The following is a 25962-nucleotide window of genomic DNA, read 5'->3' as shown; positions in this document are numbered from 1 at the left end:
AGCGATACGCTGCGGACACTCTCTGCCAAGGGGGAGGGCCGGTCGAATCTCTACGGTCGCCGCTTTACAGACCACAGGGTTCTCTTTCACAAACTGCCGCAGGTTTTGAGATTTTTCTAGAACAGGAAGACGCACATGGATGCAACTAGCGAGAACCCAGTGAAGAGGGACGACGGAGTAGCCCTAGAGCTAACGATCGAAGATGCAATTCAACGGCTGGCGGAACAACTCGTCGCAATGGAGATCAAAACTCAACAGCAGGAGGCGGAGATTGAACAGTTGAAGAACGTGCAGCACGCGCAAGGAGAAATGTTGCAAGCAATGGATCTGAAAATCAAACTGCTCACCAGCAAGCCAGCGAGGACGTACGATGCCTAGCCCAACTTCAAGGGACGACCCAATCTTCGATTTGTTCAAATGCCACATGATGCAAATGTTTAAGCAGGCGCTCGCCGTTCACGATGCTCTTGCCGCCGCATATCTCGAACGAACCGGTCTGACATTGCAGCCCGAGACCGAGTACACGGTCGCGGATCTAAACCGGGCGAAGCGAATATTGCGAGCCGCAGGCCGAGATTACTGGCTTGAACGATGATGATTATGGCGCATAATGATTGCAGGCGTTACGACCTCTCCGCGACCCGCCCATTCAGGGCACGCGCGTCTGTAGGAGGTCGTCGCAACAGCGCCAGTCCGAGCCGCTCCAGGCACTCGGGGACAAATCCCAATCGAATTTGTAAGTACAGGAGCGTCTCTCATGACCACGCCAGCTAACAAGGGTGTCCTTGATCCCGAATTGAAATCCGCGCTCGACGCTTTACGCGCCGGGATTGCCGCCGCCGCTCCAGCCAGCAAGCTGGCCCAACTTCAGACTCAGGTCGATTCCCTCGACAGCAAGATGGCCAACCGCCTCTTCGGTGACTCTTCTTTCGGCAACGGCTCGACCCTGCTCAAGACAATTCGTGAGAACGAAGGCATTCAACGAATCTTGAAGGATCGTCGTGGTACCGCAGTGCTGCACCTGAAGGGTTCTGAGTATTCGGAACTCATGGACCGCAAGAGCATCATCAGCTCGACCGTGTCTGGCTCATCGGAAGGTGATGCGCTGAATCCTGTTGGCGTGTCCACGACCGGCGTCTTGCAGATCGACAGAATCGCGGGGATCACGCCGGAAGCGCGGCAGGTGTTGAGGGTTCGCAACGTCTTGTATGCGAGACCGACAACGATGACCGCAGTTGACTTCGTCAAGGTGACCACTCCGCTCTCGCCGGGGTCGCCCGTTCCAGAAGCGTCCGTCAGGCCAGAGAACCAACTGGTCTTCACTTCCTTGAGCGAGAAGGTTCGTTTGATCGCCACGTGGATTCCAGCCACTAAACAAGTGCTCGACGACATGACTGAGCTGATGGGATTCATTCAGTCGAGCCTACCCTACTACATTAATTTGGAAGAGGAGCTTCAACTGTTGGCCGGTGATGATACTGGAGAGAATCTGCACGGGCTTCTGCCACAGGCACAAGCGTTCAATTCGGGTCTGCTCTCTGCCACTCACGGATGGACTTACCTCGACGTCATCGCCACGGCCATTCGCCAGATTAACGCGGCAAAGGAGATTGACCCAACCTTCGTGATCCTCAACACGAATGACTGGTGGACGATTGCGCTGACCAAGGACAGCTTAGGCAGGTACATCCTCGGAAGCCCACAATCACTCACCACGCCGAGAATCTTCGGGCTTGATGTGGTCAGCACGACAACGATTCCGCAGGGAGTTTTCTTAGTCGGCAGTAGCAGCCCGGTCGCCTGTGAGATCCGCGACCGGCAAGAGATGACGGTAGAAATTTCTAGCGAGCACGCAGACTACTTTACCCGTGGGTTGGTCGCAGTGAGAGCTGAGAAACGCCTTGCGCTTGTTACGAAGCGGCCGGCCAGTTTTTGCAGCGGCACGTTCTCAACCTCTCCTGCGTAACGGGGGCGACTTAGCGCGGAGCCTGTATTCATGCGGGTTCCGCGGCATAAGTTTTATCTACAGAAAGTGTAGATAAACCAAAGGCGGCAGAAGTGATTTCTTCACAATCTGAAGAAATCAAACCAAGCGGAGGGAGCAAACGTGGAACACAGAGACTTTCAACTCAGAATTAAATCCATTGATGATCAGGGCACCTTCGTCGGACTCGGCGCTGTCTACAACAACGTGGACCTCGGCAATGACCTGATCGAGCCGGGTGCATTTTCGCGGACGCTAAGTGCTGGGAAGAAATTTCCGGTGCTCTGGCAACATCAAGCCGATAATCCTATCGGCACCTGCACCATTACCGACGTTCGTGATGGGATTCAGGTCGCAGGGATTTTGGAACTCAGTGACCCCACAGCAAGGAAGGCGTTCACCTTCATGAAGGCGGGAGTCGTCAAAGGGCTGAGCATCGGTTACGACACCGTTCAATCCAGCTATGTCGGCGACGTTCGCCATTTGACCGAACTAAAACTGTGGGAGATATCCTGCGTCACGTTCCCGATGAATGAAATGGCTCTGGTCACCGGCGTCAAGTCTCTCAGCGATGCAGACCGAGCCAAACACCTGAAGGCCATCGACGAGCACCGCAAGGCAATCGACCGCCATCAGCAGGGCATCGGGGAGAGCCTGAAGGCTATGTTCGATGGACTCGATGACGGCGACTCTGACACCGACGATCTGGCTCTTCTCGAAGACGAGACCGACGATGACGACAAAGCTTTCTTGGTTGAGCTGCAAAAGCTCGCCGAGCAAGCTGGGGCACTAGCGACAACCTAGAAGCTTCATCCTTGTTATTCGGCTGCTCTCCACGCATCAGGCGGCGCTTCTCGTTCTTCGCACCAAGCGTCTTTCACGGTGCCCTTCCAAGAGACAAACTCCGCGTCAGCCCAAAAGAAAGTCCTGCGGTTGACCTCTTCAAGCAGACTCGTAGAAGTTGGCGTATACAGACGATTCGAAGGTTTATGGGAGAAAAAGACCGTCTCTTGAGGGGAGAGTGGAAGTGTGACCTCGATGTCGGTCTGCATCAAACCGGGCTGCCGAAGCATGGGGGACATCGTATAGGCTTTCGGATTACACATTACCGCCGGTGCATCAGATGTAATGAAACCATCTAAGTCGTTCGTGGTTAAGATTGTCAGAGGCATGATAAATAGGACAGGAGCTACCTCGATTGTGTCGTTGACGAGATAAGCGTGCGAGTTCTTGTTAACTTCTTCTAGTACCTCTGATAATGCAGGGTGGGCTGCTGAACCGAATTGACCCTCAATCTGGCGAATTTGCTCAATGCCGACGGCCCATTGCTTTTGCATATGATCCCCCTGTTTTTTCGATCTACCCATCATGGCAGCGGTAAAAACGCACAACTTGGCTCGTTGAACCGAGGTCAGTTGCTGTCGTCTTCGAATAGCCCTTAGTACACCCTGAAAGTCGTTCTCGATTTTGTCCAAGCTATGCTCGACAGATAGATCACGTGAGCCATCTTTCATCCGTATCGTGTACCTATCGGTTTCTCTGAAAGATTTCTTCGGGGATCTTCTTGTCTTAGTGCTGCGGTCTTTCGAGATACGCCAGATTGCACTGTCTTCGCCCGGTGGAGTGACGGGGTCGACCCACGCAGCGAGATACGACCTTGGAATTGTGTGCTGCTTTTTATGGGTGGACATCGGAATTACATTGTTGAACAAAGTGAAATAGGTGTCTACGACGAAGGTAAGTCGGTGAAGTGTCGGGCTCGCTTTAGACTAAGGACATGATTCCAATTTCCGTCGAGCCGTACGAGATTCAAACGCAACTTGTGATTGATCGAGCAGAGAATGTATTCAGGCAAATAGTTGAACGAACACCTGAAGGTCTGGGAGCGGCAGATAAAGAAACTCTGCTCATGACGTTCAACTCGGTTGTCATAGAACATTTTCGGGCGATCTGCATTCTTTGTCGGTCGCAAATGGCAATTGGAAGCGCTTTCGCCCTGTTTCGTCCTCTCGTTGATGCGGCCTTGAGAGGCGAATGGCTCTATCTATGTGCATCTCCCGAGCAGATGGAGCGATTCATGATGCGAAGCTTTGATCTAGGCAGTATCAAATTTTCGACAATGGCTGGCGACGTTGATCGTGCAGCCGGGATAGGACGTCGAATGGAAGACTTCACGGGCGTTTATAGGCAAATGTGCGACTTTACCCATACCGGTCATGATGCAGTCGTTCGTCGATTGGCCCCGGATGGCGGAATTGAACCGACCTATCCTGAAGAGAAGATCCGCCTTCTTGTAACTCAGGCTGCCAGTGTAGCCTTGCTGCACTTCATTGTTGTTTGTAAAGCGACTGCTCACGATGACGTGGTGCCGAGACTAATGGAGCTGCTTCCGCTGTTAGAAGGTGCCCCGTCCGTATTGTGACTGCGTCTATGTAAACTCCCCCACAGGCGCGGTACCTTGCCCCACAAGCGACCGAAGGCGAACAAACTTTGCCCACGACCAATCCTCGAGAATGCGTACTTGGAAAGCTCTCTGGAATCGGTGACGCTTCTATCAGCGACACAGGAGAGACACCATGACCACTACACTCACAATCGACCAGACCGACGAGATCATCCTTGCCGCAAGCCAGCCCCACGACGGTGCGATTGAAGACTGTGAAGTCTCGGCCACCGATGTGACCTACTTCTTCCAGAATGGCACCTCGGCGAAGGTATGCCGCATAACTGGGGCCGTCACCCGGTTGCCAGAGTGCCCCGTAATCGCGCCACGTTAGCCCACGCGCGACCGGAAGGGCAAAATCTTCACACCACGCTGCGTCATCTCTAGGAAGTCAGCCCAGTCCCTCATCATCTTGGTACGCGGCTCCAAGTAAAGTGCGTGGTTGTAGCTCGCTGACACCGAGTTGCGCGGGGCATGGGCGAGCTGCAATTCGATGTGCTCGTGTTGATAGCCACGCTCATGCAGGATGGTGGACGCCAGACCTCGGAAGCCGTGACCCGTCATGCGGTGTTTGTATCCCATGCGCTCCAACCCCTTGAGGATGGTGTTATTGCTCATGGTCGCGCCTTGGCGATCTCCCGGAAACAAGTACTCGCTATCCCCTGAGATCAGCTTCAGCGACTCCAGCACTTCCATCGTGTGTCTCGCCAACGGAACGATGTGCGGAGTCTTCATCTTCATGCGCTCAGCGGGGATGTCCCAACGCCTCGCCTCGAGATCGAACTCGCTCCACTTCGCCCCGATCAACTCTGAGGTCCGGACGAAGGTCAAGCCCATCAGCTTCAACGCCAGCCGCGTCAACTGCGTCCCGCGATAAACTTCGATGGCCTTGAGCAAGTCCGACAACTCCTTCGCATCGATTCGGGCGAAGTTCACTCTTTGTGATGACTTCAAAATGTCGGCTGGCTTTATATCACTGGCTGGGTTCCGTCTCGCGTATCCGTGCGCGATGGCGTAGCGGAAGATCTGGCCCATCGTTTCGAGAGCACGTTTGGCGAGGTCTCTCGCGCCACGCTGCTGGATTGCCTTGACTACTCTTACTAGCTCCGGGGCCTCGATCATTGCAATCGGCCGCGCACCCAAGGTCGGCAGGAGGTCAGTATCCATGCGACGGCTTACCGTGTCCGCATGACGTTTACTCTTACCTTCTCTCCAGTGTTCCAGCCACTTGGCAGCGATGGTGGCGAATGAGTTTTCGTCTTCCTCGTGCGCCCTGAGTTTCTCAGCCTTCTTCTCTGCCATCGGATCGAGACCAGTAGCTAACAGCTCCCGTCCCTCGACGTGCCGCTTCCTTGCGAGAGCCAGAGAAACGTCAGGGTACTGTCCGAGTGCCATCAGCTTTGGTTTACCTTGATAGCGATACTTCCAACGCCAGAGCTTTCCGCCGCTCGGGGTCACGAACAGAAACAAACCGCCGCCGTCTCCTATCTTCCGTGCCGTTGTCCCTACTTTCGCCTGCTTCACCTTCGCGTCTGTCAGTTCCGATCTCATCCCCGTACCTCCATGTGATTTTGGAAAGTACCCCCTTTTCAGGAGTCATCTACCCCCAAAAGTACCCCCACAACCACTGGCCCCTATCATACGTAGCCGGTCGACCGAATACTACAACTCTTTTATTTTGTGTGGTTTTGTGAACTTTACTGGACTGTACTGAACGTTGCTGGATGAGGTAATGGCGGAAGAGGAGGGATTCGAACCCCCGATACCCTTTCAGGTACGCCAGTTTTCAAGACTGGAGCCATCAACCACTCGGCCACTCTTCCTGTTTGAAGTTTATTACGCAGAAGGTGAATGCGCAAAAAGATATGATCCTCGCCGCGTTCTCGAAGCTGCGGTCAGCAAAGGTGTCTTCTTCTGCTATCCGTGGAATCTATACTCTAGGCAGCGTTTGCAAAAGAGAGTAACAACCAACAACTGTCTAGTTCAATTCCCAATCGAACGGAAAGACGCTATTCGTGCTCCTTGTCGCATAGTGAGTCAAAAGCGGAATTCGCGGCGCCCGAGCGTGCACTCGTGTGGCTGCTGCGAGTTTACGGCGCGATGTGTCTGACTTTCCTGATGATTGTTCCGAAGTTTTTTCTGCCTGCAGAAGATGCAATGATTTTATTTGCATACAGCAGAAATCTTGCGGTTCATGGGGCCATCACCTTTTTTGCAGGCGGACCACATGCAGAAGGCGCGACAGATTTTGCGTGGATGGCGCTGGTCGCCGGAGCGATGCGGGTGGGACTCGATCCCCACTGGTTCTCGGCTGTGATCAATGTGGGCTCGCTGCTCGGCCTGGCATTGGTGTTGCTGCGACTGGGGCGCGTTCGAATTTCGATGCTGCGAGTGCTGACGATCGCGGGATCGGCGGCGTTGTTTCCACAGATCTTCGCAGCAGCCACGGGTTTTGCAGTTCTTCCCGATGCACTCCTGCTTGCATTGCTAGTTCTACTGGTAACTGACGGCCGCGTGACATGGGCTTCGCTTGCTTCGCTGGCTCTCTGTCTTTTCAGACCGGATGGAGTGGTCTTTGTGCTGCCGCTGCTGGGTTACATGTTGGTGTCTTCAAAGGACCGGGCGAGATCGTTTGGGAAGGTGGCGGGAATTTTTCTCGCGCCGGGGACGCTTTACTTTGCGTGGCGAGTGCATTACTTTGGTGAACTTTTCCCACTGCCTTTTCTGGTGAAGTCGGATGCACAACGTGTATTCGGGCTGGTGGTCGCTCATTCGATGCAGCAAAGCCTTAAGTATCTACTATTCGACATGGCTGTGCTGTTGCCGGTGGCTCTGGTTCGCGGCCTGCGGCCAAGGTATGTGTTTGTCAGTCTGATTGCAGTTCCCACGGCGTTCTATTGGATGATGCGCCTGGATCAAAATATTGGCGACCGCTTCTTCTACTATCTGCCACTGGCGGCCGCTCTTTTGATTGCGGTGCATTGGGGGCAGACGCCGCTCTCATCACGCAGGACTTTCTTGTGGGTCGGCGTTGGTGCGTGGCTGCTTTTGATTGCAATGCCGTTCTATCGTGAGCTTCGTACTTTTCGTGATATGCAATTTAACGAAACGAAGAGCATTGCGCAGGCGCTGAACGCAATGCCAGAACACGGCACGATAATTACGACGGAGGCTGGTTTTCTGCCGTACTATTCGGGCTGGATGACTTATGATCCCTGGGGCTTGAACACTCCGGAGTTCGCTCATCGATTTATACAACCTCCAGATGTCGAGCGTTTGCGGGCGGATGTGATTGTTGCGCATCCGGATCAGGCGGAGAGCTGCCTGATCCAGCCTGTGTGGCAGTCGCAATATGGCAGCCGGACGTGGCCGAATTTGACTCGGAACCTGGTGATCGGTGCTCGCGATTCGCGGTATGAATTATGGCTGATCTCTTATGGCTCTGAGTTTTATCGGCAGCGGAGGCGTTGGCATTATGGCGAGGGGGATCGCGAGTGCTGGTTTCTGCTGCGGGATTCGCCGCGCTACTCCGGGATCGCGGAAGCGCTTCGTCGGTATCATGGAGTTGGGCCGCCGGAGTCGATTCGTCTCGAGGAAGAGCACGTTGCAATTCGTAACTAGTTGATGGCTGGGCAGTCGCACCAATTCGGGCTCCCGAGAGCGGCCTCCGCCTAACTCCGAGCTACTCCCGCTTACGGTATTGAAGATCGGGCCGATAAAGAAGCCAGGATTGTTTAACTTGGAGCCTTCCTTGCCTTCGCTGAATCACCAACTGGAATCACGCTCGCGGATTGAAAATCAGTTCTTTTACGCCCTGGTCGTACTTCAGCTGGCGATCTCGGTTGGAAGTCTCCTTGGCTCGCACTCTTTGCGAAGTGTGGAATCGACGGTTCTGAACGATGGGGCTGCGCTCACATCGTATCGGTCGCAACTTGACAGACTCCAGACGCAGATGGAGGGAGGGCATGCCGGAAGGGACGATTCGGGGAACTTGCGAGCGCTGGCGACGACGATGGGTCTTTCTTTGCATGTGTTGGCGGAGACCGGTCACCCGGGCTTTGCGACACACTCGTCTGTTACCGCACAGCAGGCGGAGGCGTTTCGACAATTAGCAACGAGGCCAGTTGTCGATACAAGATGGATTGTTGATTACGATCGGGAGCTGAGGGAAGTCGCTCAATCTCTCGAACACGAGCGGGCTGCAACGAATACAGCGGAAGAAGAGTTTTTGGGCCAAGCACAGAAAACCCACAAAATCCTCTTGTGCGTTGAGCGAATGGATGCCGCAACGCCGTTGCTTTTGTTGAGCACGATCCTGTGCATGACTTGGCTAAGGCGGGAGATGCGCCTTCAGGTGGTACACGGCACGAAGATTGAAGTCGAGCTTCGGCAGGAGCGAAGTTCTCTCGAGAACCGCATTCAGGCGCGCACCGCGGAGCTGCAATCCGAGGTCAAGGAGCGGATGCGGGTGCAACAGTTGAACCGCGGGAGAAACCAGGTGTTGGAGATGCTTGCGCGTGACGAGCCCACAGAGGAAATCTTCCGAGTTCTGGTTGAGGTTCTTGCAAAACATCGCTCGACATGGGCCTCCGCTCTTCATCTGCTCGAGGATGGAATCCTACATCTGAAGGCCTCGACGGACTTGCCAGAGAAGCTCATTCGAAATCTACAACAACTATCGGCTGGGATGGCAGGTGTGTCGGAGTTAGAGGCTCTTAGCCAGAACAAAGCGCTGATACTTCGCGACCTGGCTGCGGATCGCAAGCCGTGGACGGAACTGCTGCGCGCCAACGGTATCCAGTCATTGTGGTCGGCTCCGTTTTTTGGGCCGGACAAGAGTCCGCTGGGAACGCTCACGATCTATACGCTGCTGCAATATGCTCCTTCATCGGCTGATTTGGAACTTCTGGAGACGCACAGCCAGATGGCGGCGATGGTTCTCGAACGATGCCGTCTGCAGGATGAGTTGCGACGTCATGCCTATCACGACAGTCTGACTGCACTTCCCAACCGGGTGCTTGGGCAGGAAAGGCTGGCTACTGCGATTCGCCGTGCTAAACGAAACGGCGAATCGATAGCTGTGCTATGGATCGATCTGAACAAGTTCAAACAGATCAATGATGTGCATGGGCACGCCGCAGGAGATTCAGTGCTCCGGCAGGTCGCTGAGCGGCTTTCGAAAAGACTGCGGGAGAGCGATACGGTCGCACGAATGGGTGGCGATGAGTTTATGGTTGTGCTCGAGGATATACCGGGGCGTGCGGACGGACAGAGAGTAGCCGAAACCCTGCTCGATACTTTAAAACTGCCTGTAGCGTTTCAGGATCTGCAGCTATCGATTACGGCCAGCATCGGGATAGCCCTCTTCCCCGATGATGGCGATTCTGCTGACGAACTGGAGCGAAATGCTGATCTGGCAATGTACGAAGCAAAGTTCGGCAATTATGGGACGCGCACGTTTTCTTCGGTGCTGAACCAAGCTCTGATCGATCGCCGCGAACTCGAGCAAGAGATGGCTTCTGCACTGAAGCACGGCGGCTTCGAGTTACATTACCAACCGCAGTGCGATCAAAACGGCCGCGTGGCTGCATTCGAGGCGTTGCTTCGATTTACTCATCCCACTCTTGGCGTAGTGCCTCCCTCACGCCTGGTTCCGATAGCCGAGGAGAGCGAGATGATCATCTCGCTTGGAACCTGGGTACTGCGAGAGGCGTGTCGGCAGAATCGGCAGTGGCAGGTTGAAGGCTATCCACCGGTACGGGTCGCGGTGAATATTTCCTCGATGCAGTTTGCTCGCGAGGACTTCGCCGATCGGGTCGCGGAGGTTCTCGATGAGACTGGTCTTGCTCCTCAGTTTCTGGAGCTCGAATTGACAGAGAGTGTCGTGGTGAAAGATTTCACCGAATCTACCCGTCAGTTGCAGCGGCTCAAGCGGCTTGGCGTGAGTATAGCGATCGATGATTTCGGCACGGGATACTCCTCTCTTAACTATCTGCATCGACTCCCGATCGATCGGCTAAAAATCGATCGCTCTTTCATTCAGCTGCTGAATGCGCCGAACAGCACGCTGCCGATCCTCGAGGCTATTATCTCGATGGCGAAGAATATGGAACTGGGGGTAGTGGGTGAAGGAGTGGAGACGGATGAGCAGATGGCGATGCTTTGCTTGAAAGGGTGCGATCTCTTACAGGGCTTTCTCTATTCACGGCCCGTTTCGGCCGATCGTGCTAAGTTTTTACTGCATGCGGGACCTTTGTATGAGTCTCTGATGCGTGAAGATGCACTCGCTGTCGCCGCAGTGTAAGCCGTTTCCCAAACCTGGAGTATTTCTCCAGGAAGAACTATCTTGGCATCTGGCCAATGGTGCGCTTGAGATCTCCTTGTGCGAGCGACAAGCCGAGACTTGCTTGAAGCAGTGATGCGCGTGCGGAAGCTGACTTCGCCTGGGCTTCGGCGCGGGCCGAAGCAAGAGCGGCGTTCTGTTCGAATTGGCGATCTGAGAGACGAGACGCCTCGATTCGTACGTCAAGGGACTCTTTGGCGACACCTACCATCTGCTGTAGCTGCTGTACTTTGTCATACGCAGTCTCTACCTGCACGGTGACTTCGTCTTCGAGCTTCTGGAGACTCAACTCAGCCTGAGCGAGGATAGTGTGGGCGTCCTTGATCTGAGCATTCCTGCGGCCGCCATCGAAGAGGTCGTAGCTGAAGGTCACCCCAAAAGCTCCGAAGTTGTGCACAAGGAAGGAGATTCCACTCTGATAGTCGTAGTGCGCGAACGCCGTGACATCGGGAATGTAGGCGTCTTTCGCAGATGCCAGGGATGCCTTCGCTTTTATGACTGCTTGTCGTGCGGCCAGAAGATCGGGATTGTTGGCCTCTGCTATACGGAGGCACTCTTCACGTGAGGGGAGGATGAGTGGCTGTTCGTTGGCATCGGGTTCCAGATGGAGTTCGGTGTTCAGAGGAAGTCCGAGTAGATCGTTGAGCGAGAGCGTGAGGTCGTGGAGTTGGAGGGTCTGCGTCAGCACGGTCTGTCGGGCGTCGAGGAGAGCAGCGTGGCTTTCGAGCGCGACGACTTCGAGCGAGTGGCCGCGTGTGACATCGTCGGTGCTCTCCTGAAACTTCACTTCTCCAGCGGCGACTTCTTCGATGGCAGCGTCTTTTTCAAGTTGCGCGATGAGGAGGTTGTAGTAAAGCTGACGTACGTTGAGAGCGACTTCATCTTCGGCTTGAGTGAGCTTCACCTTTGCAGTGTTGATGTCAGCAGTGGCGGCGCGATTGGCTTCGTGAACTTTGAGCAGTTGCGTGGTTGGCTGATTGAGAGAGGTAATGCTTTGGTAGGACGTGAGAGAGCCCTGATTGAGGAAAAGTCTTTGTCCCGGGATGGGCCCGGTGGCCGCAGAGTTCCCAAAGGCTCCCGCAGGGATGTTGACACCCTCCAATTCTGTGAGATGAAGGAGAGCGGAATGGTTCGCAAGCTGCGGATAGTAAGAAGAGCGGGCGATTTCTTTCTTATGCCTGCTGTCGTCTACGGAAAGTTGTGCGAGTTTGAGGTTGCGATTTTGTGCGAGAGCGAGATCGATCGCCTGAGAGAGTGTGAGAGTTTTCGAGGGATTGGCTTGAGCACGGACGGCTGTGCCTGAAACGAGCGTGGCGATGGCTCCGAGCAGAAGATATGCGAGAAGTTGATGCGAAGATAGGCGGGTTTGACGGAAGCGCATAGGAGATTCCCTGGAAGGATTTGTTCGCTCATGTTGTTGCAGGCGCTGTCACGACCTGGCTGTATTGTGTTGGGACACGTCCCATGCAGGCGACCACTACTAGGCAGAGGACTGCAGCCCATACCACGAGCGTGAAGCTATCGGTGATGGCGAGGGTGAAGGCCTGCTGGCGAAGCTGAAGACCGACAATTTCTCCTGCCCGGCCGGAGGCCGCAGCGTTGTCGGTTGTGTGTTGGGCCATCCCAGCACCTAGACCAAGCAGACGATGGCGGGTGGCGGGCTCTCCAAGCTGAACGCCGAGGCCGAGAATGTTCGAGTGAAACTGCTCGCGGATGGGGATGAAGTGCAGCATCAGGGCGCTGCCGATCTGTCCACCGAGGAGGCGAACCGTTTGAAAGAATCCGGCGAAAGTAAGCGTGTCAATAGGGCGGGCAAGAGCGCCGGTATTGATGAGCTCCAATACGATTGAGCCAACCAGGGCGTTGAACGCGAAGGCCAACCCGACTGCGAGGATGGCCTGCGAGGCGATAGAGTTGCTGCCCGACCAGGCCGAGGAGAGGTGGGCGTTGAGGATGCAGGCGCTCACAACGAGCGTGAAACCGAAGGTGAGGATCAGTCTGGGATCTATCCGTCGGACCAGCGACATTGCAAACAAGCTGATGAAGAGTTGCGGAACTGCCACCCAAAGCAGAACTGGTCCGGTCTGTAGTGGGCGATATCCCTGCACTGAGGCAAGGAAGTTGGGAATGATGATCACTGTCGTCAGTATCGAAAAGCGGAAGAGGATGAGTACCGCACTGAGCAGAAGCGTGTTGCGCCGAAGAAGGAATTGAAAGTTGATCAGGGGGTTGGGTGCAATGAAGTGTCGCTCGAGAGCGGCTAAAAGGAGAAAAGCTCCAGTGGCGTAGAGTGCAACGATGATGCCAGAGTGCAGCCAGTCAAGTCGTTGGCCTTGATCAAGTGCAGTGAACAGAAGAGCGAATCCGAGACTGACGTAGAGGAAGCCTCTCCAATTCGGTTTGGGCTGTCCTTCTTTTGGTTTTGGCAGCGGCTGCCAGGGGACACCGAAATAGATGAGAACTACCATGGCGAGTGCGAGGAGAGCGCCCGTCCAGAAGATCCACCGCCACGAGAGATGGTCTATGTACCAGGCTTCTATGCTGGTGCATACGTTGGTGGTGAAGACGATGTCGATGGAGTACATTGCGATCCCAAGAAGCACATAGCGCATGGGAAGGTTGCGAAGAACGAAGGACAGTGTGAGTGGGTAGAACGTTCCAGCGGTAAGTCCTGCGCAGACGAGTAAGAAGAGAAGGACGGGAAGGTTGGAAGCGAACGGAAGTAACAGACTGATCAGGCCGAAGAGAGAGGCGCATGCGAGTAGGACGCGCCGCGGCCCCAGCAACCCACCGAGATATACGGAGAACGGGCCAATGAACATAGTGGACGCGGTGAAGGCGGTGCTGATCCAAGAGGCCTCGTCGACCCCTAAATGCAAGGCGCCGCGCAGGTCGGCGAGCCCAACACTGATCAGGCGTCCCGTGCCGGTTGCGATCATGGCACCGAGCAGAACGCCGAGAACTCCGAGCAGGGGGTGGACCGTTTTTACTGACGGTATGGGCTCGGGTACGGACGTTACAGAGGTCGCTTCCTCCGAGGTCAAGATTGTGGTCCTCCTGTACGGTCGTTCTTGCCCGAAGCGTGAACGGTGACGACGGCGGAGAACCCTGGGCGGAGGCTGTCCTTGAGGGGGTGGTCGGGGTCAAGCAGGATCTTTACCGGGATTCTCTGGACGACCTTCGTGTAATTGCCGGTGGCGTTATCGGGAGGCAGAAGGGCGAATTGCGATCCGCTGGCTGGAGCGATTTCTTCCACCTTGCCGTGGAGCGTTACGCCGGGGAAGGTATCGACGGTGATATCGGCAATGTCGCCTTTGCGGATGTTGGTGAGCTGCGTTTCCTTGTAGTTGGCCTGGACCCACACGTCTCCCTTGACGAGATCGATGATCTGTACGCCGGGCGCAACAAGTTGTCCTTCGAGGACGTGGCGCTCTCCCACTGAGCCTGCGGTCGGCGCAGAGATGCGGGTATAGCCCAGGTTGACGTTGGCGACGATGATCGCTGCCTCTTTCGCTTGGATCTGCGCTCTGAACTCCGCGTCGTGGATATCGAGCGCCTGCCGCTGGCGCCGTTCGGCTTCAAGGAGACTGCGGCTGCTTGCGAGCGAGGCGGTTGCGCGATCGAGGTCTGCCTGGCGGCTGGCGAGCATTCCAGAGAATCGGTCTGCGTCCGCGACGGTAGATTCGACCTGCTGGCGGGTAGCGGCCTTCGAGGCGAGAAGTGCCTCTTGCCGCGTTCGTTCCTGGGTAGCGCGCAGCGCCTCAGCCTGGGCGGAGGAGACGGCCGCCTTGGCCCCGTCGACGGCAGAGCTTGCCTGATTCACGAGAGCCTGGGAGTTCTGGATCTTGGCGTCCTCGACAAGCTTGGCTGCCTGATTATCGGCGAGCTGCGCTTTTGCACCTTCGAGCGCGGCTTGAGCTTCGCCCAGGGTTGCGCGGTAGTCTTCGTCGTCCAATTGGACGAGTACCTGGCCCGGTTTGACCGGCTGGTAATCGTTAACGTCGACCCGGCGCACGGTGCCTGATATTCGTGTGCTGAGAGGTGTCATGTCGGCGCGGAGATACGCGTCGTCTGTTCGTTGCTCGGCATGCCCACCCTGCCATGAGATCCAGTTATCCTTGATGACGAAAAAGATCAAGGCGGCAATGGCCAGTGTGACGATTGGAACAATGAGTCGCTTTATCATGTCGTTCGTGACTCCCGATGATGCTTGAATTTCTGTGAGGGGCGTTAGTGTACGCCCAGTACGCTGCAGGGCGCTTCCTGCGCCAGTTCGTATACCGTGCTCCAAAGACGTGCAATATAAAGGTCCCGTCGATGGAGGCCCACGACCAGGAGATCGGATTTTTGTTCACGCAGAAAATGGACGAGTGATTCCACCTGATGACCTTCGATCAGGTGACTTGTCACTGCAAGACTGTGATCTTTGGCCAAGGTAGTGGCGTCCTCTTGAAGCGTCTGATAGAAGGCGCGGCGATCCTCGTGAAGAATATTGGGGAGCGAGGAATCGGCTGCCGCCGCATACGCAGCATAGACCGGTAGATCGGCCATGACGGTGACAATGTGAAGTCGGGCACTGAGACTCTCAGCCAATTCCATGCCTGATGCGAGTGCTCTCTTTGCCTCCGGCGACTCGTTGTAAGCGACGACGATCTTATGAAACATGAAAAGGGCCCTCTCCCCTGGCGTTTAGTTGCTTTATTCGTTCAAAAAGTCGCTAAATTCGTCCTGTGATTCGTCTTCAAGGCTGCGCGCAGCCCTAAGAACGGCTCCCTGAAGCTCCTCGCCGCTGAACGGCTCGATAATGACGTCGTATCCGCCCGACTCGAGCACAGAAGACCACAGCTGGAAGCTGGCCGTGTGAGCATAGATCAGAAGTGCTGGACGCGGATTGAGCAGACAGATTTCATTCCAGAGCGCCCACCAGTCAACCTTCTGCAGTGCTGTGGGTAAGACAACGACATGGACCAACTCCCGGTTACGTACAAGTTGCGATAAATCTGAAGTCCGACAGACAAAGAGGAAGGCCGCATGAAGGTCCGCCAACTTGCGCCGAAACTCGGCCTGAACGTGAGGCGGTCCGGCGACGAGCACCCGGAGTTCGCTGTGTCTCTGTATCACGCTTGAACCTCGTGCCTGGCACCTACAGCATGGCAGAAAGAACGGAGAATGGAAGCGTGAGGAACGGTGATCTCACTGTGATGTCGTTTGCCAATGCGCTTTGGGCGTCTAGAATGTTTCTGTGATCCTCCGATTGGCAACAGGAGGGAGAACGTAGGGAGGGACAGGTGCTGCTTGAAGTCTGAAAAGGTTCGCACAGTCAAGGACGGGCCCCTCTCCGAGGAGGCGATTCGCGAGGAGTTGAAGCGACTTCTTGAGAGCGCGATCTTCGCCCAATCGGATCGACTTGGACGTTTTCTTCGCTTCACTGTCGAGCAGGTCCTAGAGGGAAAGCAGGATGCGTTGAAAGAGTATGCGATTGGGACTGAAGTCTATGATCGCAAACCGCCCTACCATCCGAGTCGAGACTCCATTGTGCGCTCTGAGGCACGCCGTTTGCGGGCCAAGCTCAAGGAATACTACGAGAGCGAAGGCGAGCACGACCCAATCTTTATCTACTTTCGCCTAGGCAGCTATGTCCCAGTATTTCGTTCGCGAGAGATGCTTGAACGCGAGGAAAAAACATCTGAAGATAGCAACGGGCGAAGCGAGGCCAGCCCTGCTGGTACGGCGATCGCGGTAATTCCATTTGCAGCACCATCCGGGAGCGAGTTTGCTTCCGCGGTCGCGCAGGGGATTACGGACGAACTGGTCCATCGACTGATGCGGGCCGAAGGATGCCGCGTCATTGCAGCGAGCTCCATGATGCACCTCGGTGCACAGACTGCTGACATCCCGGTTCTGGTCGAGAAATTAGGTGTCCAGATCATCTTTGAAGGAACAGTCCGTCTCGAGAGCAACCGGATCCGCGTGACTGCGCGGATGGTCGACGCGAATGGCTTCCAAATGTGGTCGCAACAGTTTGAGGCAGAAGCCGAGCCGGATGGATTATTTCGTGTGCAGGAACAGATTGCTGCGGCCATGGTAAGTCGGGTCGCTCCGCGTTGCCCTATCACGCGGCTCATTCCGTCTTCAACAGATCCTGTGAATCTGAAGAGATACCCCGCCATTCTGGCGGCTGAGGCGCTCCTCGAGGAAGGAAGCGTGGCGGACGTCGAGGGCGCGCTGAAACGATTCGAGACAATAGCAATCGCAGACCCGGAGTATGCCCGTCCCTACTGTGGAATAGCCCAATGCTGTTACTGGATGGCGCAACGGGGCGCACCCGATTCCGCGCACCTTGTAGCGAAGGCGAAGGAGGCTGCTGAGCGTGCTATGGCCCTGGAACCATCGATGATCGAAGCGCACACCGCCTATGCCTGCGCGTTGGCGATGGATTGGCACTGGACGGAGGCGGAGGGTGAGTTCGAACGAGCGCTCACGTTGGGGTCTCACCAGGGAACCTATCGTCAATATTCGGCATTTTTGAGCGCACTCGGGAGGTTCGACGAGGCGTGGTCCTATCTTCAGATTGCGCAGCAACTGGATCCTTTCTCGTATCGCCAGAAAGTCTCCTACGCAAGATTTTTGTACATGAGCCGTCTCTATGAGGAGGCGGTCGAACACTTTGCCAGGCCGTCATCGTATGGACCATTGCCGCTCGAGGTCTCTGCCTTGCAAGCTCTCATCGAGGTGCAACTTGGCCACCACGCAGAAGCCATGAGGTTGGCGCAGACATTACAGCGAAGCGTGGGGAGACAGCCTTTTTTCTGGGGCCTAATCGCTGAGGTTGTCGCTCGATGCGGGGAGATTGAGATCGCGATCAAAATGATTGACGATCGTCGCCTCTTCGCACCCGAGACGCCATTGAGCAACTTTCGGAGAGCTTCGCTCGCAGTTGCAATTGGTGATCAAGGGAGGGCGGAAAAATATCTTCGTCAGGCGTTCGAAGAGAGAGAAGCTGAGCTTCCGTGGGCTGCGGTGGAACCGGGGTTCGACGAAATGCGCGAGAATGGAGAGTTCCGCTCCATCGTTGACGCGGTTGTGACGTCGACACCTAAAGCGGTTCGCGTGTAGACCTGTTCCAGTATGGTTGAACGCGCGCCCAATGCGCTACCTGCACCAGAAACCTTTTGGCTGTGCCAGCCTGAGGATCGTGTCTCCGACAACTTGAATGAGTGATCTCCCTGATCAAAAAGATCTGAGATCGAGTCATTGGTACGTTCCTTACCTATATTTAGAAAACAGTCTCTGGTCATGCGATCAATTTGCCTGAGATATTCGACCATCGCTTCAGAAGATATGTCCGACATTGCGTGAGAGCTGAACGTCAAATCGACGCTGCCGGTAGGCATAATATCCAGCTCGAATAAAGGTAATAGCACCACATCTGCCTGAGAGATTGCGTCGGCTGTCAACGGACCTTCGCCATACAGCAAAAACTTCAGCTTTGGGAACGCTTTTATGAGGTAGTACGAGGTCAGTGCGATACTTTCTGGCACATCGAAATCCAAGTAGGTAACCTTAGGCCGATCGCGAAGCAGATAGTAAGCCATTCCCCCAAATCCGCCACCGATCTCGGCCACGGTGGCGACTTTTGAGCCGAGCAGGCTGTCGATCCGATGAGCACAATAGTGTGCGTACTCGGCACCGACGTTTATATGTGTTCCCTCGATCAGCACACCAAACGGATTGCCGATGCCAGGGCCGGCGAGATCGCGTAATATAAAACGGTTTTGAGTCTGTGCTTTCCAGTAATCAAATCGATATAAAACATGACTTAGGTAAAAACGCCGATGAAAGTCTTTGATTGTCCCGCCAAAATAGGCTTTCGACATACCAAAAGGCACGCCTAGCAAACCTGATGAGCAAGGGTCACGAAAGAAGTTTCGGTACATCCTTCGGAGCGTATTAATGTCTCTGGCGAGGAGCGCCTGCGCGACAGGCCCCAAGTTTCCCTGCTGCACCTGCTGCCACCATTCCGAAGCTTTGTACATTCTGGACGCAAAGTGCTGCTGTTTCACGGCCTTTATGTACGCCGTGCATATTCTTTCCAACAATTCATCATCGTCCCCGGAATCATCGAGGCGGGATCTGAACCCCTCGGTTACATTTTGTAGATCATAACGAGGATCGCCCCTGAAGCGCCGTGCGCCGTGATCTGCAAATCTCCACATACTCCAGCGTGCCGCGAAAAAGCTTTTTGCAGTACTCACCGTCCGAAAAGGATGGCGCAGATGTTTGAGCTTTACCATAGAACCCTTTCTCAAGAAGCGCTCATAGAAATCCTTAAGTCTACGGATTAAAGAAACGCAGCAACGCCTTTTCATCTTCGGCACTCAATCCTGCGCGTACTCGCATATGTCTCACTACCGTTCCGGAGATGCGAGGAGAAAAGCCCTGGGGAGCATTGTGGCAGCGTGAACAGTTCTGTTCGAAGACTACTTGTCCGTCTCTTTGTGTTCGCTTACGGACTGCGTTGCCCTTTGCTTGCTGCTGTGAGTTAGTGGTCAAAGCGCTTCCTTCTTTTGCCTGCGAAAATGCATGCGCCGTAGAAAGCAAGAGAGCACAGAGGGAGATAGGTGCAAAAATCTTCATTTTGATTTACCTTTCCACGCCGGAAAGAGAAAGCGATAAACGATCCCGGTCTCCCAGATATTGAAGTTTCCAGTCGATGAGAATTGGCGGGCGTATTGTGCGTTGATCCTCACCTCGTGCGGTAGATGGTAGTTGAGTCCAAAGTCAACCCTCTGCGTGTCTGCGGCTGGCAGAAAATCTGATGGGTCCGGACTGTTCCGAAAGGTTTGCTGCAGCCGGAATACCGGTTCCAACCGCCCGATCAAGCTGTCAGCTCCGCTAAACTGAGATAGTCGATAGTCGGTCTCAATCCAATACCCTTGGGAGTGAGCCCCATGCGCATATTCGGAGCGGAGCTTCAGAGGAATCTTTGCCGGCTCCCACCAAAGATGAGCCCCATAAGCGTTGGATAATTGGGTTCCCTCGAGCGACCGGCCATAGGATGCGCCAACCTCCAGCCTTGCCTGCGGGAAGTACGCATATACCTGTCCGCCGGTTGAGCGCGATGACTGAAACTCCTTATTTGTACTGCCCGCTGAGAAATAGGCCGCATAGCTGATTGAAACTTTATCAGTTGAGTACGCGTTACCCCGCAGCATCCCTCCTGTCCCACTACCGCTGCCCATGGTGCCGATACTAAAGATCAATGGAGCATCCAGGCTGCTGATCCAAATTGGTGAAAGTCGTTCGTTGTAGGTTCCAAAGGGGGTGAGGAAGTATCCTCCGACGACGGTTATGTGCGGCGTGGCAATGTAGTCTGCCTGAAGATACGACAATCCAAGAAATGTCGAATGGTCATACCCCTGACCGTTTCCCTGTGGAGAAAAAGTCTCGAGAATATTCGCGCGTGACTCAACCAGCAAATGTTGCCCGATTGGAGCCTCGAGTACCGGGACCGCAATAGTCTGATAAGACGTATTGCCAGCATTCGTATTTGTCAAGAAGCCGACGCCGCCTGATAGAAGAGGGACATCCTGAGCGACCAAAGCTGGCATGTTCCACAGTAGCCCCGCAAAGAGCAACACAGCGCAAGCTGGTCGTCGGAGTATGCAATATCTCAAAGTCAATAAAGTACCCATGCTGTTTCAAAGCTATCGCGAGGCCTTTGCACGCATGTCAGCCGATCGTCTGGACTCTGTCACTTATTTGTCAGCCTGGCTTCAACCGAGAAGTCAGCGTCACAGTGGGGTCTCACTGCTGTGGAAAGACAAGCGTGATATTGGAGGCCCATGTAGCTTTCTCTGGGCGCGAGCATCAAATTAGACGAGGACATACTCTCCCCGCACCACTTGCGATCTGTCGATTTTGAGGGTGCTCGTTTAACCTTCAGTAGATGATTCGCCGTCTACAAAGCGCAGAAAACCAGAGGGCTCTTCTGCAATCGCTCGCATAAATTAAAGTCTGCGAGCCCGCGGCCCAGGCGGGTTCGGTGCTATTGCATGCAGCATTGGTAAGCCTGCGTGTTTCCCCGCTGCGTAAATTGCGCAACCAGAGGTTCCAGGTTCCACCTTGCAGCTGGCTATATGTGAGCCAGCTCCCGTTTGGAGAGACGGGAGGATACCTCGTCTCGCCCATTTCAAGAGGTCGTATCCCTCCGTTTCGATCTGCAACGAATAAGCCCGGCCGCCTGCTCGACACAGCTGAGAATATGAGTTCGTTTCCGGGCAAGAACGACATCTTGAGCACATTAAGTCCGGGCGGCGTCATTGGCTTGTCGATGTCGTCCGACCGATCCAAAGCGCGTATCCAAATGCGCGCTCGACCATGGGTCCTCGCGGAGGAACGCGAGCCATCGCCCATCGAAAGATGCGACAGGAGATTCGGCCTGACGAATGGTAGTTCTTCCCTCCGGCACAGAGATGATTGCAGATTCGTGTCCAGTTTGTTCTACCCATCGGTCACCATTCGCAGCGGCGATACCGAGCTCATCGTCGTCTCCTGTGTTTCCAACTTTTGTGGCGTCGACTCCTTCGACTGCGACATGGTAGCCATTGTCCCGCATCGCCATTAAAATCGCTGCCCACTCGAGACGGAGGTTGTACGGAGATCTGTCATTCGGCATCGCAAAGACGAGCGCTGGTCCAATCAATGCCATCTGCAGGACCGGATACAGAACTGCAAACAACCACGGAGCACTAATCGCTGGATGCTGGTTTAGCTACGGCTCATAGATGAAAAACCTGTGCAGAAGTGATGACAGAGAGGCAGCCTGCAGGTTGTACGGATCCGAACCCTCACCGAGGAGTGCTGATGGCATCACCTGAAGAAGATAAGTGCGGTTTAGCTCCCAACCAAAAACATAGATTGAAATAGCTCCGCTCGTTAGGGCGCCTGTTACTCCACCGGCAAAGACCTTGAGGTCTCGTTTCCTGAGAAAATAGAACAAATAGAGAATTGGAAAGGTTTTAATCCTGACGCAAGTCCAACCATCATTCCAGCGAAGAAACGCGTCCGACGGACATAGAGCCAGCATGCCAACGTCAATAACAGCAGTAACAAAACATAATATTGCCCGAACAAGAAGTTTGTTCGAAGCGGAAAACTCAATAAAGCGATTAGCGCTAGGCGCCCCATAAAAGCCCGGTCAGACTTCGCAGGATTAAGAGTTGCTACCAGAAGGATGACGTTGAGGATTAGCCATCGGTGCTTTGCACTTAATGCAGACTGCGAGGTAAGTGGATAAATGACAAGAGCTGAGAACGGGTTAGTGGGGTCATCCCGACCATGCGCTGATCTATGTCGCGGTGGTCTTTTTGACGCTGAAACCAGACCCAATCGTAGATGCGGGATGTATCGTATCTCTCATGCACAAGACTTGCTGTCATGTAGTAATTAGGAAAGTCGTTGTTCAGCGTATGCCATGCCTTCGGCAGAGTACGCACACCCATCTGGATCGCCAAAAGGACAACCAACATCCACTCTCCAATGAAAACCCATCGAGGCGGCAGCACGGGAGAACGTCTAACTTTGGAGGCCAATGAATATTCCAATCGACGTTCTCCGCTTGAACAGATCATAAGATTCGGCGTTCATATTCCTTACAACGGTTCACCGCTAAAGCCGACTGTCTTGGCTTTGCACTCACCGGTTCTGCTTATCGTCCAGGGGAAGCATCTCAATCTGAGCATTCCTGATAGCTAGTGGTCGGTTACGCCCTCGCTTGTTGAACGCATCTCCCGCTAATGAAATCTGTAACTCTTCGTCCTCCCTTTCGAGTGTGCCCAGTCGCCATGACTGATAAAAACCGTGAATCGAACAGAACTCCAAGCCACCGAAAAATTTATCTTCCCGAACAATTCGCGCTATAAAAAACCGGTGACTGCCGATCGCACGGACGGACTTGATCTCCACCTCCATGACTCGCGACGCAAATTCAGGGACCGGAATACTAAATGCAGACGACATCTTTGTTGCGAAGGGAAGCTGGCTCCAGTCAATTGATTTCTTTGTGTGATTGTTCGCGAGCTGATATGCCAAGGCTCCTTGAGACACGGGAATGCTGCTCAACGCAATGCGGCTGGCCCGTTCTACGAGTCCGCCCGCCAGCCTTTCGCCCCTCAAAGCGAAACCCATATAGCCGTTACCTAAATCGCCAAGGATGTTCATGGGAAAGATGTTGCCGTCGGCTTTGCTGCCTACACTCACAAGCAGGATGGGATGAGGACAGATAAAAATCACCATCCCTGCACGTCTTTCGAGGAAAGTCATCTTTATTCCTTTGGTGTTATCGCTCCTCCATTGCCTATATGCGTGAAGCAAATAGTGAGTGCCGAGACGTGCTTTTGGCAGACAATAATTTTTTGAACTTCGAGGTTCGAACAAGATGAACTCTGATCCGGTTTCGGCAACGATCGTCTGAGGCTTAAGGCCGATTTCTCCTAAGACTCGCTTCCGCCCTGTTCGCTCACAAAATTTCAACGATGGATTGACCAGGTCGTTTTCATCTGGTCTTTGTCCCTCGTCAAATCCCACGCAGATAGTTAGTGGCGATGCACAAACCATAGAATGACGACGAGTCACGTTCCGGGGTGCGCCCGCTCCATGCAGCCACACCGTAATCTCCGTCTGCGGGTCTTCCAGTCCGAGCGTGAACTCCTGAGGAAGGAGAGTATTCCCGAAGACGATCCTTTTGATCACCAAGCGGATTTTGTGCATTATCGACATGCGAGTATTCCCGATGAACGACGCTCTTGGTTCCGTGGTATTCCCTGGACTGAGGCGTGCAAGCGGCTTTCTACAGAAGATGCCCAAGGGCATAGAACGGCCGCGCCATCGCGGAACACTATGTTTCCGCGATCTAGATTATCGCTGTGCCTCTCGGAAGCGTGTGTCACTGGGCAGTCTTAAGTCTGTCATTTGATTGTCACGCCCAACAAATCCGGCTAAGAGTTAGGCAAGAGCGGCCGGAGTGTTGGGGCCACTTTCCGCTCCTCAGCCGCCGCCCTTGGCCTAGTATTCTAGGTAGGTGAAGATGAAAAACATCAATCAACGCCCCGTTGAACCAGGCATTGTGAGCGACTTTTCCGAGAGGCTCAGCTATTCTGGCTACCTCTCTCTTGACGGTCTGCTTGCGCAGCAGCGTCCGCTATCCCAGCCTCCGCATCATGATGAAATGCTGTTTATCGTCCAGCACCAGGTTTCAGAACTGTGGATGAAGCTTCTCATTCACGAGCTTTCCGCTGCGATCGACCATATACGCCACGATAGGCTTCCTCCCTGCCTCAAGATTCTGTCGCGTGTCAAACTCATCCAGATGCAATTATTCGAACAATGGGCCGTATTGGAAACGCTTACACCGTCCGAATATATGGAGTTCCGCTCTGTGCTTGGAAGCGCCTCGGGTTTTCAGTCGTATCAGTATCGCAAACTCGAATTTCTACTCGGCAACAAGAATCTTGACACCATAAAGGTGTTCGCGCACGATGCGGCGATCTACGAGGATCTCAAGCGTGCACTCGAATCTCCCAGCCTCTACGACGAGTTCTTGCGATATCTTTCTCGGCGAGGCTATGGGATCCCTGACGAATGTCGCGAACGAAACTGGTCGGTGCCACACAGTAGGAATGAAGCCCTCGTGGCAGTATTTCGTGATATTTATCGCAATCCTAAAGAACACTGGGAGGCGTACGAGATGTGTGAAAAGCTGGTGGATGTAGAAGAATACTTCCAGCTCTGGCGTTTTCGTCATCTCAAAACAGTTGAGCGCATCATTGGTTTTCGTCAGGGTACGGGCGGCTCATCGGGTGTTGGCTTTCTACGTCAGGCGCTTGAGCTTACCTTCTTCCCCGAACTGTTGGCTTCGCGAACCGAGGCACCGCGAGAATGAGTCTCGCCCGTGCTATCGCATCCGTTGGAACCGGTGTTCTCGCGGAAGATGAACTGCGCCGTCATGTCTTCCCACTCTTCTCCAAGACGCTCTCCGCACCGGGGATTTATCTGGCGAACCACTCGTTGGGCCGGCCACTCGACCGGACTGAGGATGATCTTTGCGAAGGCTTTCGACTCTGGCAGACCAACCTCGGAGATGCCTGGGACCAGTGGCTTGGAGAGGAGCAAGGGCATCGTTCGCGTCTTGCGCAGCTTATTGGCGCTTCCAGGTTCGATTGCATTGTGCCGAAAACCTCGGCGGGACAAGGGCTGCGCGCTGTTCTGAATGCTCTTCCGGGAGTACCTCGTGTCGCTTCCACTACAGGGGAGTTCGACTCGGTCGATGTGATTCTGAAGCAGTACGCGGCAGTGGGTAAGGTCCGCGTTCAGTTTGTTCCCTGCGAAGTGTCGGATGGCAGCATCGATCTCTCAAATTTGATGGAGAAGATTCAGGAGGGAGTGGACCTCGTGGTCATCTCCCAGGTGATGTTTATGACCGGGCGGGTCGTGCCCCATCTTGATCTTCTCGCAGAGCAGTGCCATCAGGCCGGCGCTCGTCTACTTGTCGATGCTTACCATTCTGTCGGTGTCTTTCCGGTGGACGTTACCTCGATGAATGCTGATTTTATGATCGGCGGGAGTTACAAATACCTCCGTGGTGGACCCGGGGCGTCTTTCCTGTATGTCTCTCCGGATGCTCTCTCGAGCGGTCTGAAGCCAATCGATATCGGATGGTTCGCTAAAGACCATCCTTTTCTCTACGAACGGCCCGATCCGCCACGCTTCGCAGAAGGCGGCAGTGCATTTCTCGAATCGACTCCTCCCGTTCTGACGTACTACCAGGCTCGCGCGGGCCAGCAACTCGCTCTCGCACTGGGCGTCGACCGAATCAGGACGTACAACCTGGACCGCCTCAGCCGCTTGAAACGATATCTCTCAGACTGTGGCGTTGAAGCGGAGGGCGCGGACGAAGGACATGGAGGGTTTTTGACGATAGAAAACCCTGAAGCGGTGTCGCTTTCTAAAGCGCTCGAACAGCGCGGCGTCATAACAGATGCGCGCGGCCGATGGCTTAGGCTCTCACCCGATTACCTGACGCCTGATAGTGCTTTACGTGAGGTGGCGGCCACTTTGGCGTCAATTCTCACAGGGAGTTAGGAGTACGGCTTGCGCCGTACCCGTTCTTAGTTCACTGGGTGGAACGTCACC

At 54.5% G+C, this 25962-nt stretch carries 24 protein-coding genes and 1 tRNA gene; 10 read left to right on the top strand and 15 right to left on the bottom strand.

Annotated elements, in window-relative coordinates:
• The first annotated feature begins 135 nt into the window (after positions 1–135).
• The 4 genes from HDF14_RS16265 to HDF14_RS16250 all read left to right on the top strand — a co-directional run bounded on the left by HDF14_RS16265 (position 136) and on the right by HDF14_RS16250 (position 2788).
• On the top strand, positions 136–378 hold the full coding sequence (locus HDF14_RS16265; RefSeq protein WP_183978606.1) for a hypothetical protein: 243 nt from the start codon (positions 136–138) through the stop codon (positions 376–378).
• Positions 379–424: 46 nt separating this feature from the next.
• A complete protein-coding gene (locus HDF14_RS16260; protein WP_183978604.1) occupies positions 425–595 on the top strand; it encodes a hypothetical protein in 171 nt (56 codons plus the stop codon).
• Between the two features lie 162 nt (positions 596–757).
• Positions 758–1966 carry a phage major capsid protein gene (locus HDF14_RS16255; RefSeq protein ID WP_183978602.1) on the top strand — a complete coding sequence of 403 codons (1209 nt, stop codon included), beginning with the start codon at positions 758–760 and terminating at the stop codon, positions 1964–1966.
• Positions 1967–2107: 141 nt separating this feature from the next.
• Complete coding sequence (locus tag HDF14_RS16250) at positions 2108–2788, top strand: HK97 family phage prohead protease (RefSeq protein WP_183978600.1); 681 nt, start codon at positions 2108–2110, stop codon at positions 2786–2788.
• 14 nt (positions 2789–2802) lie between these two features.
• On the opposite strand, the gene HDF14_RS16245 is transcribed toward HDF14_RS16250, so the two are convergent.
• Complete coding sequence (locus HDF14_RS16245; RefSeq protein WP_183978598.1) at positions 2803–3675, bottom strand: DUF4238 domain-containing protein; 873 nt, start codon at positions 3673–3675, stop codon at positions 2803–2805.
• A gap of 86 nt (positions 3676–3761) precedes the next feature.
• Between HDF14_RS16245 and HDF14_RS16240 the strand changes: the two genes are divergently transcribed.
• Entirely contained in the window at positions 3762–4406 is a 645-nt protein-coding gene (locus HDF14_RS16240; RefSeq protein WP_183978596.1) for a DUF6988 family protein, read from the top strand.
• Positions 4407–4560: 154 nt separating this feature from the next.
• On the top strand, positions 4561–4761 hold the full coding sequence (locus HDF14_RS16235; protein WP_183978594.1) for a hypothetical protein: 201 nt from the start codon (positions 4561–4563) through the stop codon (positions 4759–4761).
• Here the strand turns inward: HDF14_RS16235 and HDF14_RS16230 are convergent.
• Both HDF14_RS16230 and HDF14_RS16225 read right to left on the bottom strand, forming a co-directional pair.
• Positions 4758–5978, bottom strand: a complete 1221-nt coding sequence (locus tag HDF14_RS16230; protein ID WP_183978592.1) for a tyrosine-type recombinase/integrase — start codon at positions 5976–5978, stop codon at positions 4758–4760. The two genes, HDF14_RS16235 and HDF14_RS16230, sit on opposite strands and share 4 nt — an antisense overlap.
• 182 nt (positions 5979–6160) lie before the next feature.
• Positions 6161–6250: transfer RNA gene (locus HDF14_RS16225), tRNA-Ser, on the bottom strand.
• Positions 6251–6584: 334 nt separating this feature from the next.
• On the opposite strand from HDF14_RS16225, the gene HDF14_RS16220 reads away from it, so the two are divergent.
• Together HDF14_RS16220 and HDF14_RS16215 are read left to right on the top strand one after the other, a co-directional pair.
• Complete coding sequence (locus HDF14_RS16220; protein WP_183978590.1) at positions 6585–8048, top strand: hypothetical protein; 1464 nt, start codon at positions 6585–6587, stop codon at positions 8046–8048.
• A gap of 130 nt (positions 8049–8178) precedes the next feature.
• The gene (locus tag HDF14_RS16215) at positions 8179–10731 is read left to right on the top strand and encodes a putative bifunctional diguanylate cyclase/phosphodiesterase (protein ID WP_183978588.1); all 2553 of its coding nucleotides are present in this window, start codon (positions 8179–8181) and stop codon (positions 10729–10731) included.
• 37 nt (positions 10732–10768) lie between these two features.
• Here HDF14_RS16215 and HDF14_RS16210 read toward each other — a convergent pair whose 3' ends face one another.
• The 12 genes from HDF14_RS16210 to HDF14_RS16165 form a co-directional block, all read right to left on the bottom strand.
• Entirely contained in the window at positions 10769–12151 is a 1383-nt protein-coding gene (locus tag HDF14_RS16210) for a TolC family protein (RefSeq protein WP_183978586.1), read from the bottom strand.
• Positions 12152–12179: 28 nt separating this feature from the next.
• The gene (locus HDF14_RS16205; protein WP_260698317.1) at positions 12180–13814 is read right to left on the bottom strand and encodes an MFS transporter; all 1635 of its coding nucleotides are present in this window, start codon (positions 13812–13814) and stop codon (positions 12180–12182) included.
• Complete coding sequence (locus tag HDF14_RS16200) at positions 13811–14956, bottom strand: HlyD family secretion protein (RefSeq protein WP_183978584.1); 1146 nt, start codon at positions 14954–14956, stop codon at positions 13811–13813. The genes HDF14_RS16205 and HDF14_RS16200 overlap by 4 nt, the downstream gene beginning before the upstream one ends.
• A 44-nt stretch (positions 14957–15000) precedes the next feature.
• The gene (locus HDF14_RS16195; protein WP_183978582.1) at positions 15001–15435 is read right to left on the bottom strand and encodes a universal stress protein; all 435 of its coding nucleotides are present in this window, start codon (positions 15433–15435) and stop codon (positions 15001–15003) included.
• Between the two features lie 33 nt (positions 15436–15468).
• The gene (locus HDF14_RS16190; RefSeq protein ID WP_183978580.1) at positions 15469–15891 is read right to left on the bottom strand and encodes a hypothetical protein; all 423 of its coding nucleotides are present in this window, start codon (positions 15889–15891) and stop codon (positions 15469–15471) included.
• A 1856-nt stretch (positions 15892–17747) separates the two neighbouring features.
• The gene (locus HDF14_RS16185) at positions 17748–19064 is read right to left on the bottom strand and encodes a putative sugar O-methyltransferase (RefSeq protein WP_183978578.1); all 1317 of its coding nucleotides are present in this window, start codon (positions 19062–19064) and stop codon (positions 17748–17750) included.
• A 339-nt stretch (positions 19065–19403) separates the two neighbouring features.
• The gene (locus HDF14_RS16180) at positions 19404–20381 is read right to left on the bottom strand and encodes a hypothetical protein (RefSeq protein WP_183978576.1); all 978 of its coding nucleotides are present in this window, start codon (positions 20379–20381) and stop codon (positions 19404–19406) included.
• A gap of 692 nt (positions 20382–21073) precedes the next feature.
• The gene (locus HDF14_RS16175) at positions 21074–21475 is read right to left on the bottom strand and encodes a hypothetical protein (protein WP_183978574.1); all 402 of its coding nucleotides are present in this window, start codon (positions 21473–21475) and stop codon (positions 21074–21076) included.
• Between the two features lie 69 nt (positions 21476–21544).
• Positions 21545–21796: a glycosyltransferase 87 family protein gene (locus HDF14_RS27615; RefSeq protein WP_406707234.1), complete on the bottom strand. Its 252-nt coding sequence runs from the start codon at positions 21794–21796 to the stop codon at positions 21545–21547.
• Complete coding sequence (locus tag HDF14_RS27610) at positions 21721–22071, bottom strand: glycosyltransferase family 87 protein (RefSeq protein WP_406707233.1); 351 nt, start codon at positions 22069–22071, stop codon at positions 21721–21723. Before HDF14_RS27610 ends, HDF14_RS27615 begins: the two co-directional genes overlap by 76 nt.
• Positions 22041–22301: a hypothetical protein gene (locus HDF14_RS26695; RefSeq protein WP_260698316.1), complete on the bottom strand. Its 261-nt coding sequence runs from the start codon at positions 22299–22301 to the stop codon at positions 22041–22043. The genes HDF14_RS27610 and HDF14_RS26695 overlap by 31 nt, the downstream gene beginning before the upstream one ends.
• A gap of 166 nt (positions 22302–22467) precedes the next feature.
• The gene (locus tag HDF14_RS16165; RefSeq protein WP_183978571.1) at positions 22468–23550 is read right to left on the bottom strand and encodes a hypothetical protein; all 1083 of its coding nucleotides are present in this window, start codon (positions 23548–23550) and stop codon (positions 22468–22470) included.
• A 307-nt stretch (positions 23551–23857) separates the two neighbouring features.
• Here HDF14_RS16165 and HDF14_RS16160 point away from each other — a divergent pair, with 307 nt between their 5' ends.
• Both HDF14_RS16160 and HDF14_RS16155 read left to right on the top strand, forming a co-directional pair.
• Entirely contained in the window at positions 23858–24712 is an 855-nt protein-coding gene (locus HDF14_RS16160) for a tryptophan 2,3-dioxygenase (protein ID WP_221304720.1), read from the top strand.
• Positions 24709–25911, top strand: coding sequence for an aminotransferase class V-fold PLP-dependent enzyme (locus HDF14_RS16155; protein WP_183978568.1), 1203 nt, complete (start codon positions 24709–24711; stop codon positions 25909–25911). The genes HDF14_RS16160 and HDF14_RS16155 overlap by 4 nt, the downstream gene beginning before the upstream one ends.
• Positions 25912–25962: the final 51 nt, after the last annotated feature.

The sequence above is a fragment of the Tunturiibacter gelidiferens genome, assembly GCF_014201335.1.
GTDB classification, from domain to species: domain Bacteria; phylum Acidobacteriota; class Terriglobia; order Terriglobales; family Acidobacteriaceae; genus Edaphobacter; species Edaphobacter lichenicola_E.
The sequence above is the reverse complement of the archived record's forward strand: the minus strand, read 5'-3'. Positions and strand labels throughout refer to the sequence as shown.

Coding starts and splice junctions, on each gene's coding strand:
- HDF14_RS16240 (WP_183978596.1), top strand. CDS start 3,762: ATGATTCCAATTTCCGTCGAGCCGTACGAGATTCAAACGCAACTTGTG.
- HDF14_RS16155 (WP_183978568.1), top strand. CDS start 24,709: ATGAGTCTCGCCCGTGCTATCGCATCCGTTGGAACCGGTGTTCTCGCG.
- HDF14_RS16260 (WP_183978604.1), top strand. CDS start 425: ATGATGCAAATGTTTAAGCAGGCGCTCGCCGTTCACGATGCTCTTGCC.
- HDF14_RS16165 (WP_183978571.1), bottom strand. CDS start 23,550: ATGTCGATAATGCACAAAATCCGCTTGGTGATCAAAAGGATCGTCTTC.
- HDF14_RS16245 (WP_183978598.1), bottom strand. CDS start 3,675: ATGTCCACCCATAAAAAGCAGCACACAATTCCAAGGTCGTATCTCGCT.
- HDF14_RS16185 (WP_183978578.1), bottom strand. CDS start 19,064: ATGGTAAAGCTCAAACATCTGCGCCATCCTTTTCGGACGGTGAGTACT.
- HDF14_RS16180 (WP_183978576.1), bottom strand. CDS start 20,381: ATGCCAGCTTTGGTCGCTCAGGATGTCCCTCTTCTATCAGGCGGCGTC.
- HDF14_RS16235 (WP_183978594.1), top strand. CDS start 4,561: ATGACCACTACACTCACAATCGACCAGACCGACGAGATCATCCTTGCC.
- HDF14_RS16200 (WP_183978584.1), bottom strand. CDS start 14,956: ATGATAAAGCGACTCATTGTTCCAATCGTCACACTGGCCATTGCCGCC.
- HDF14_RS16160 (WP_221304720.1), top strand. CDS start 23,858: ATGAAAAACATCAATCAACGCCCCGTTGAACCAGGCATTGTGAGCGAC.
- HDF14_RS16210 (WP_183978586.1), bottom strand. CDS start 12,151: ATGCGCTTCCGTCAAACCCGCCTATCTTCGCATCAACTTCTCGCATAT.
- HDF14_RS26695 (WP_260698316.1), bottom strand. CDS start 22,301: ATGTTGGTTGTCCTTTTGGCGATCCAGATGGGTGTGCGTACTCTGCCG.
- HDF14_RS16195 (WP_183978582.1), bottom strand. CDS start 15,435: ATGTTTCATAAGATCGTCGTCGCTTACAACGAGTCGCCGGAGGCAAAG.
- HDF14_RS16230 (WP_183978592.1), bottom strand. CDS start 5,978: ATGAGATCGGAACTGACAGACGCGAAGGTGAAGCAGGCGAAAGTAGGG.
- HDF14_RS16220 (WP_183978590.1), top strand. CDS start 6,585: ATGATTTTATTTGCATACAGCAGAAATCTTGCGGTTCATGGGGCCATC.
- HDF14_RS16265 (WP_183978606.1), top strand. CDS start 136: ATGGATGCAACTAGCGAGAACCCAGTGAAGAGGGACGACGGAGTAGCC.
- HDF14_RS16255 (WP_183978602.1), top strand. CDS start 758: ATGACCACGCCAGCTAACAAGGGTGTCCTTGATCCCGAATTGAAATCC.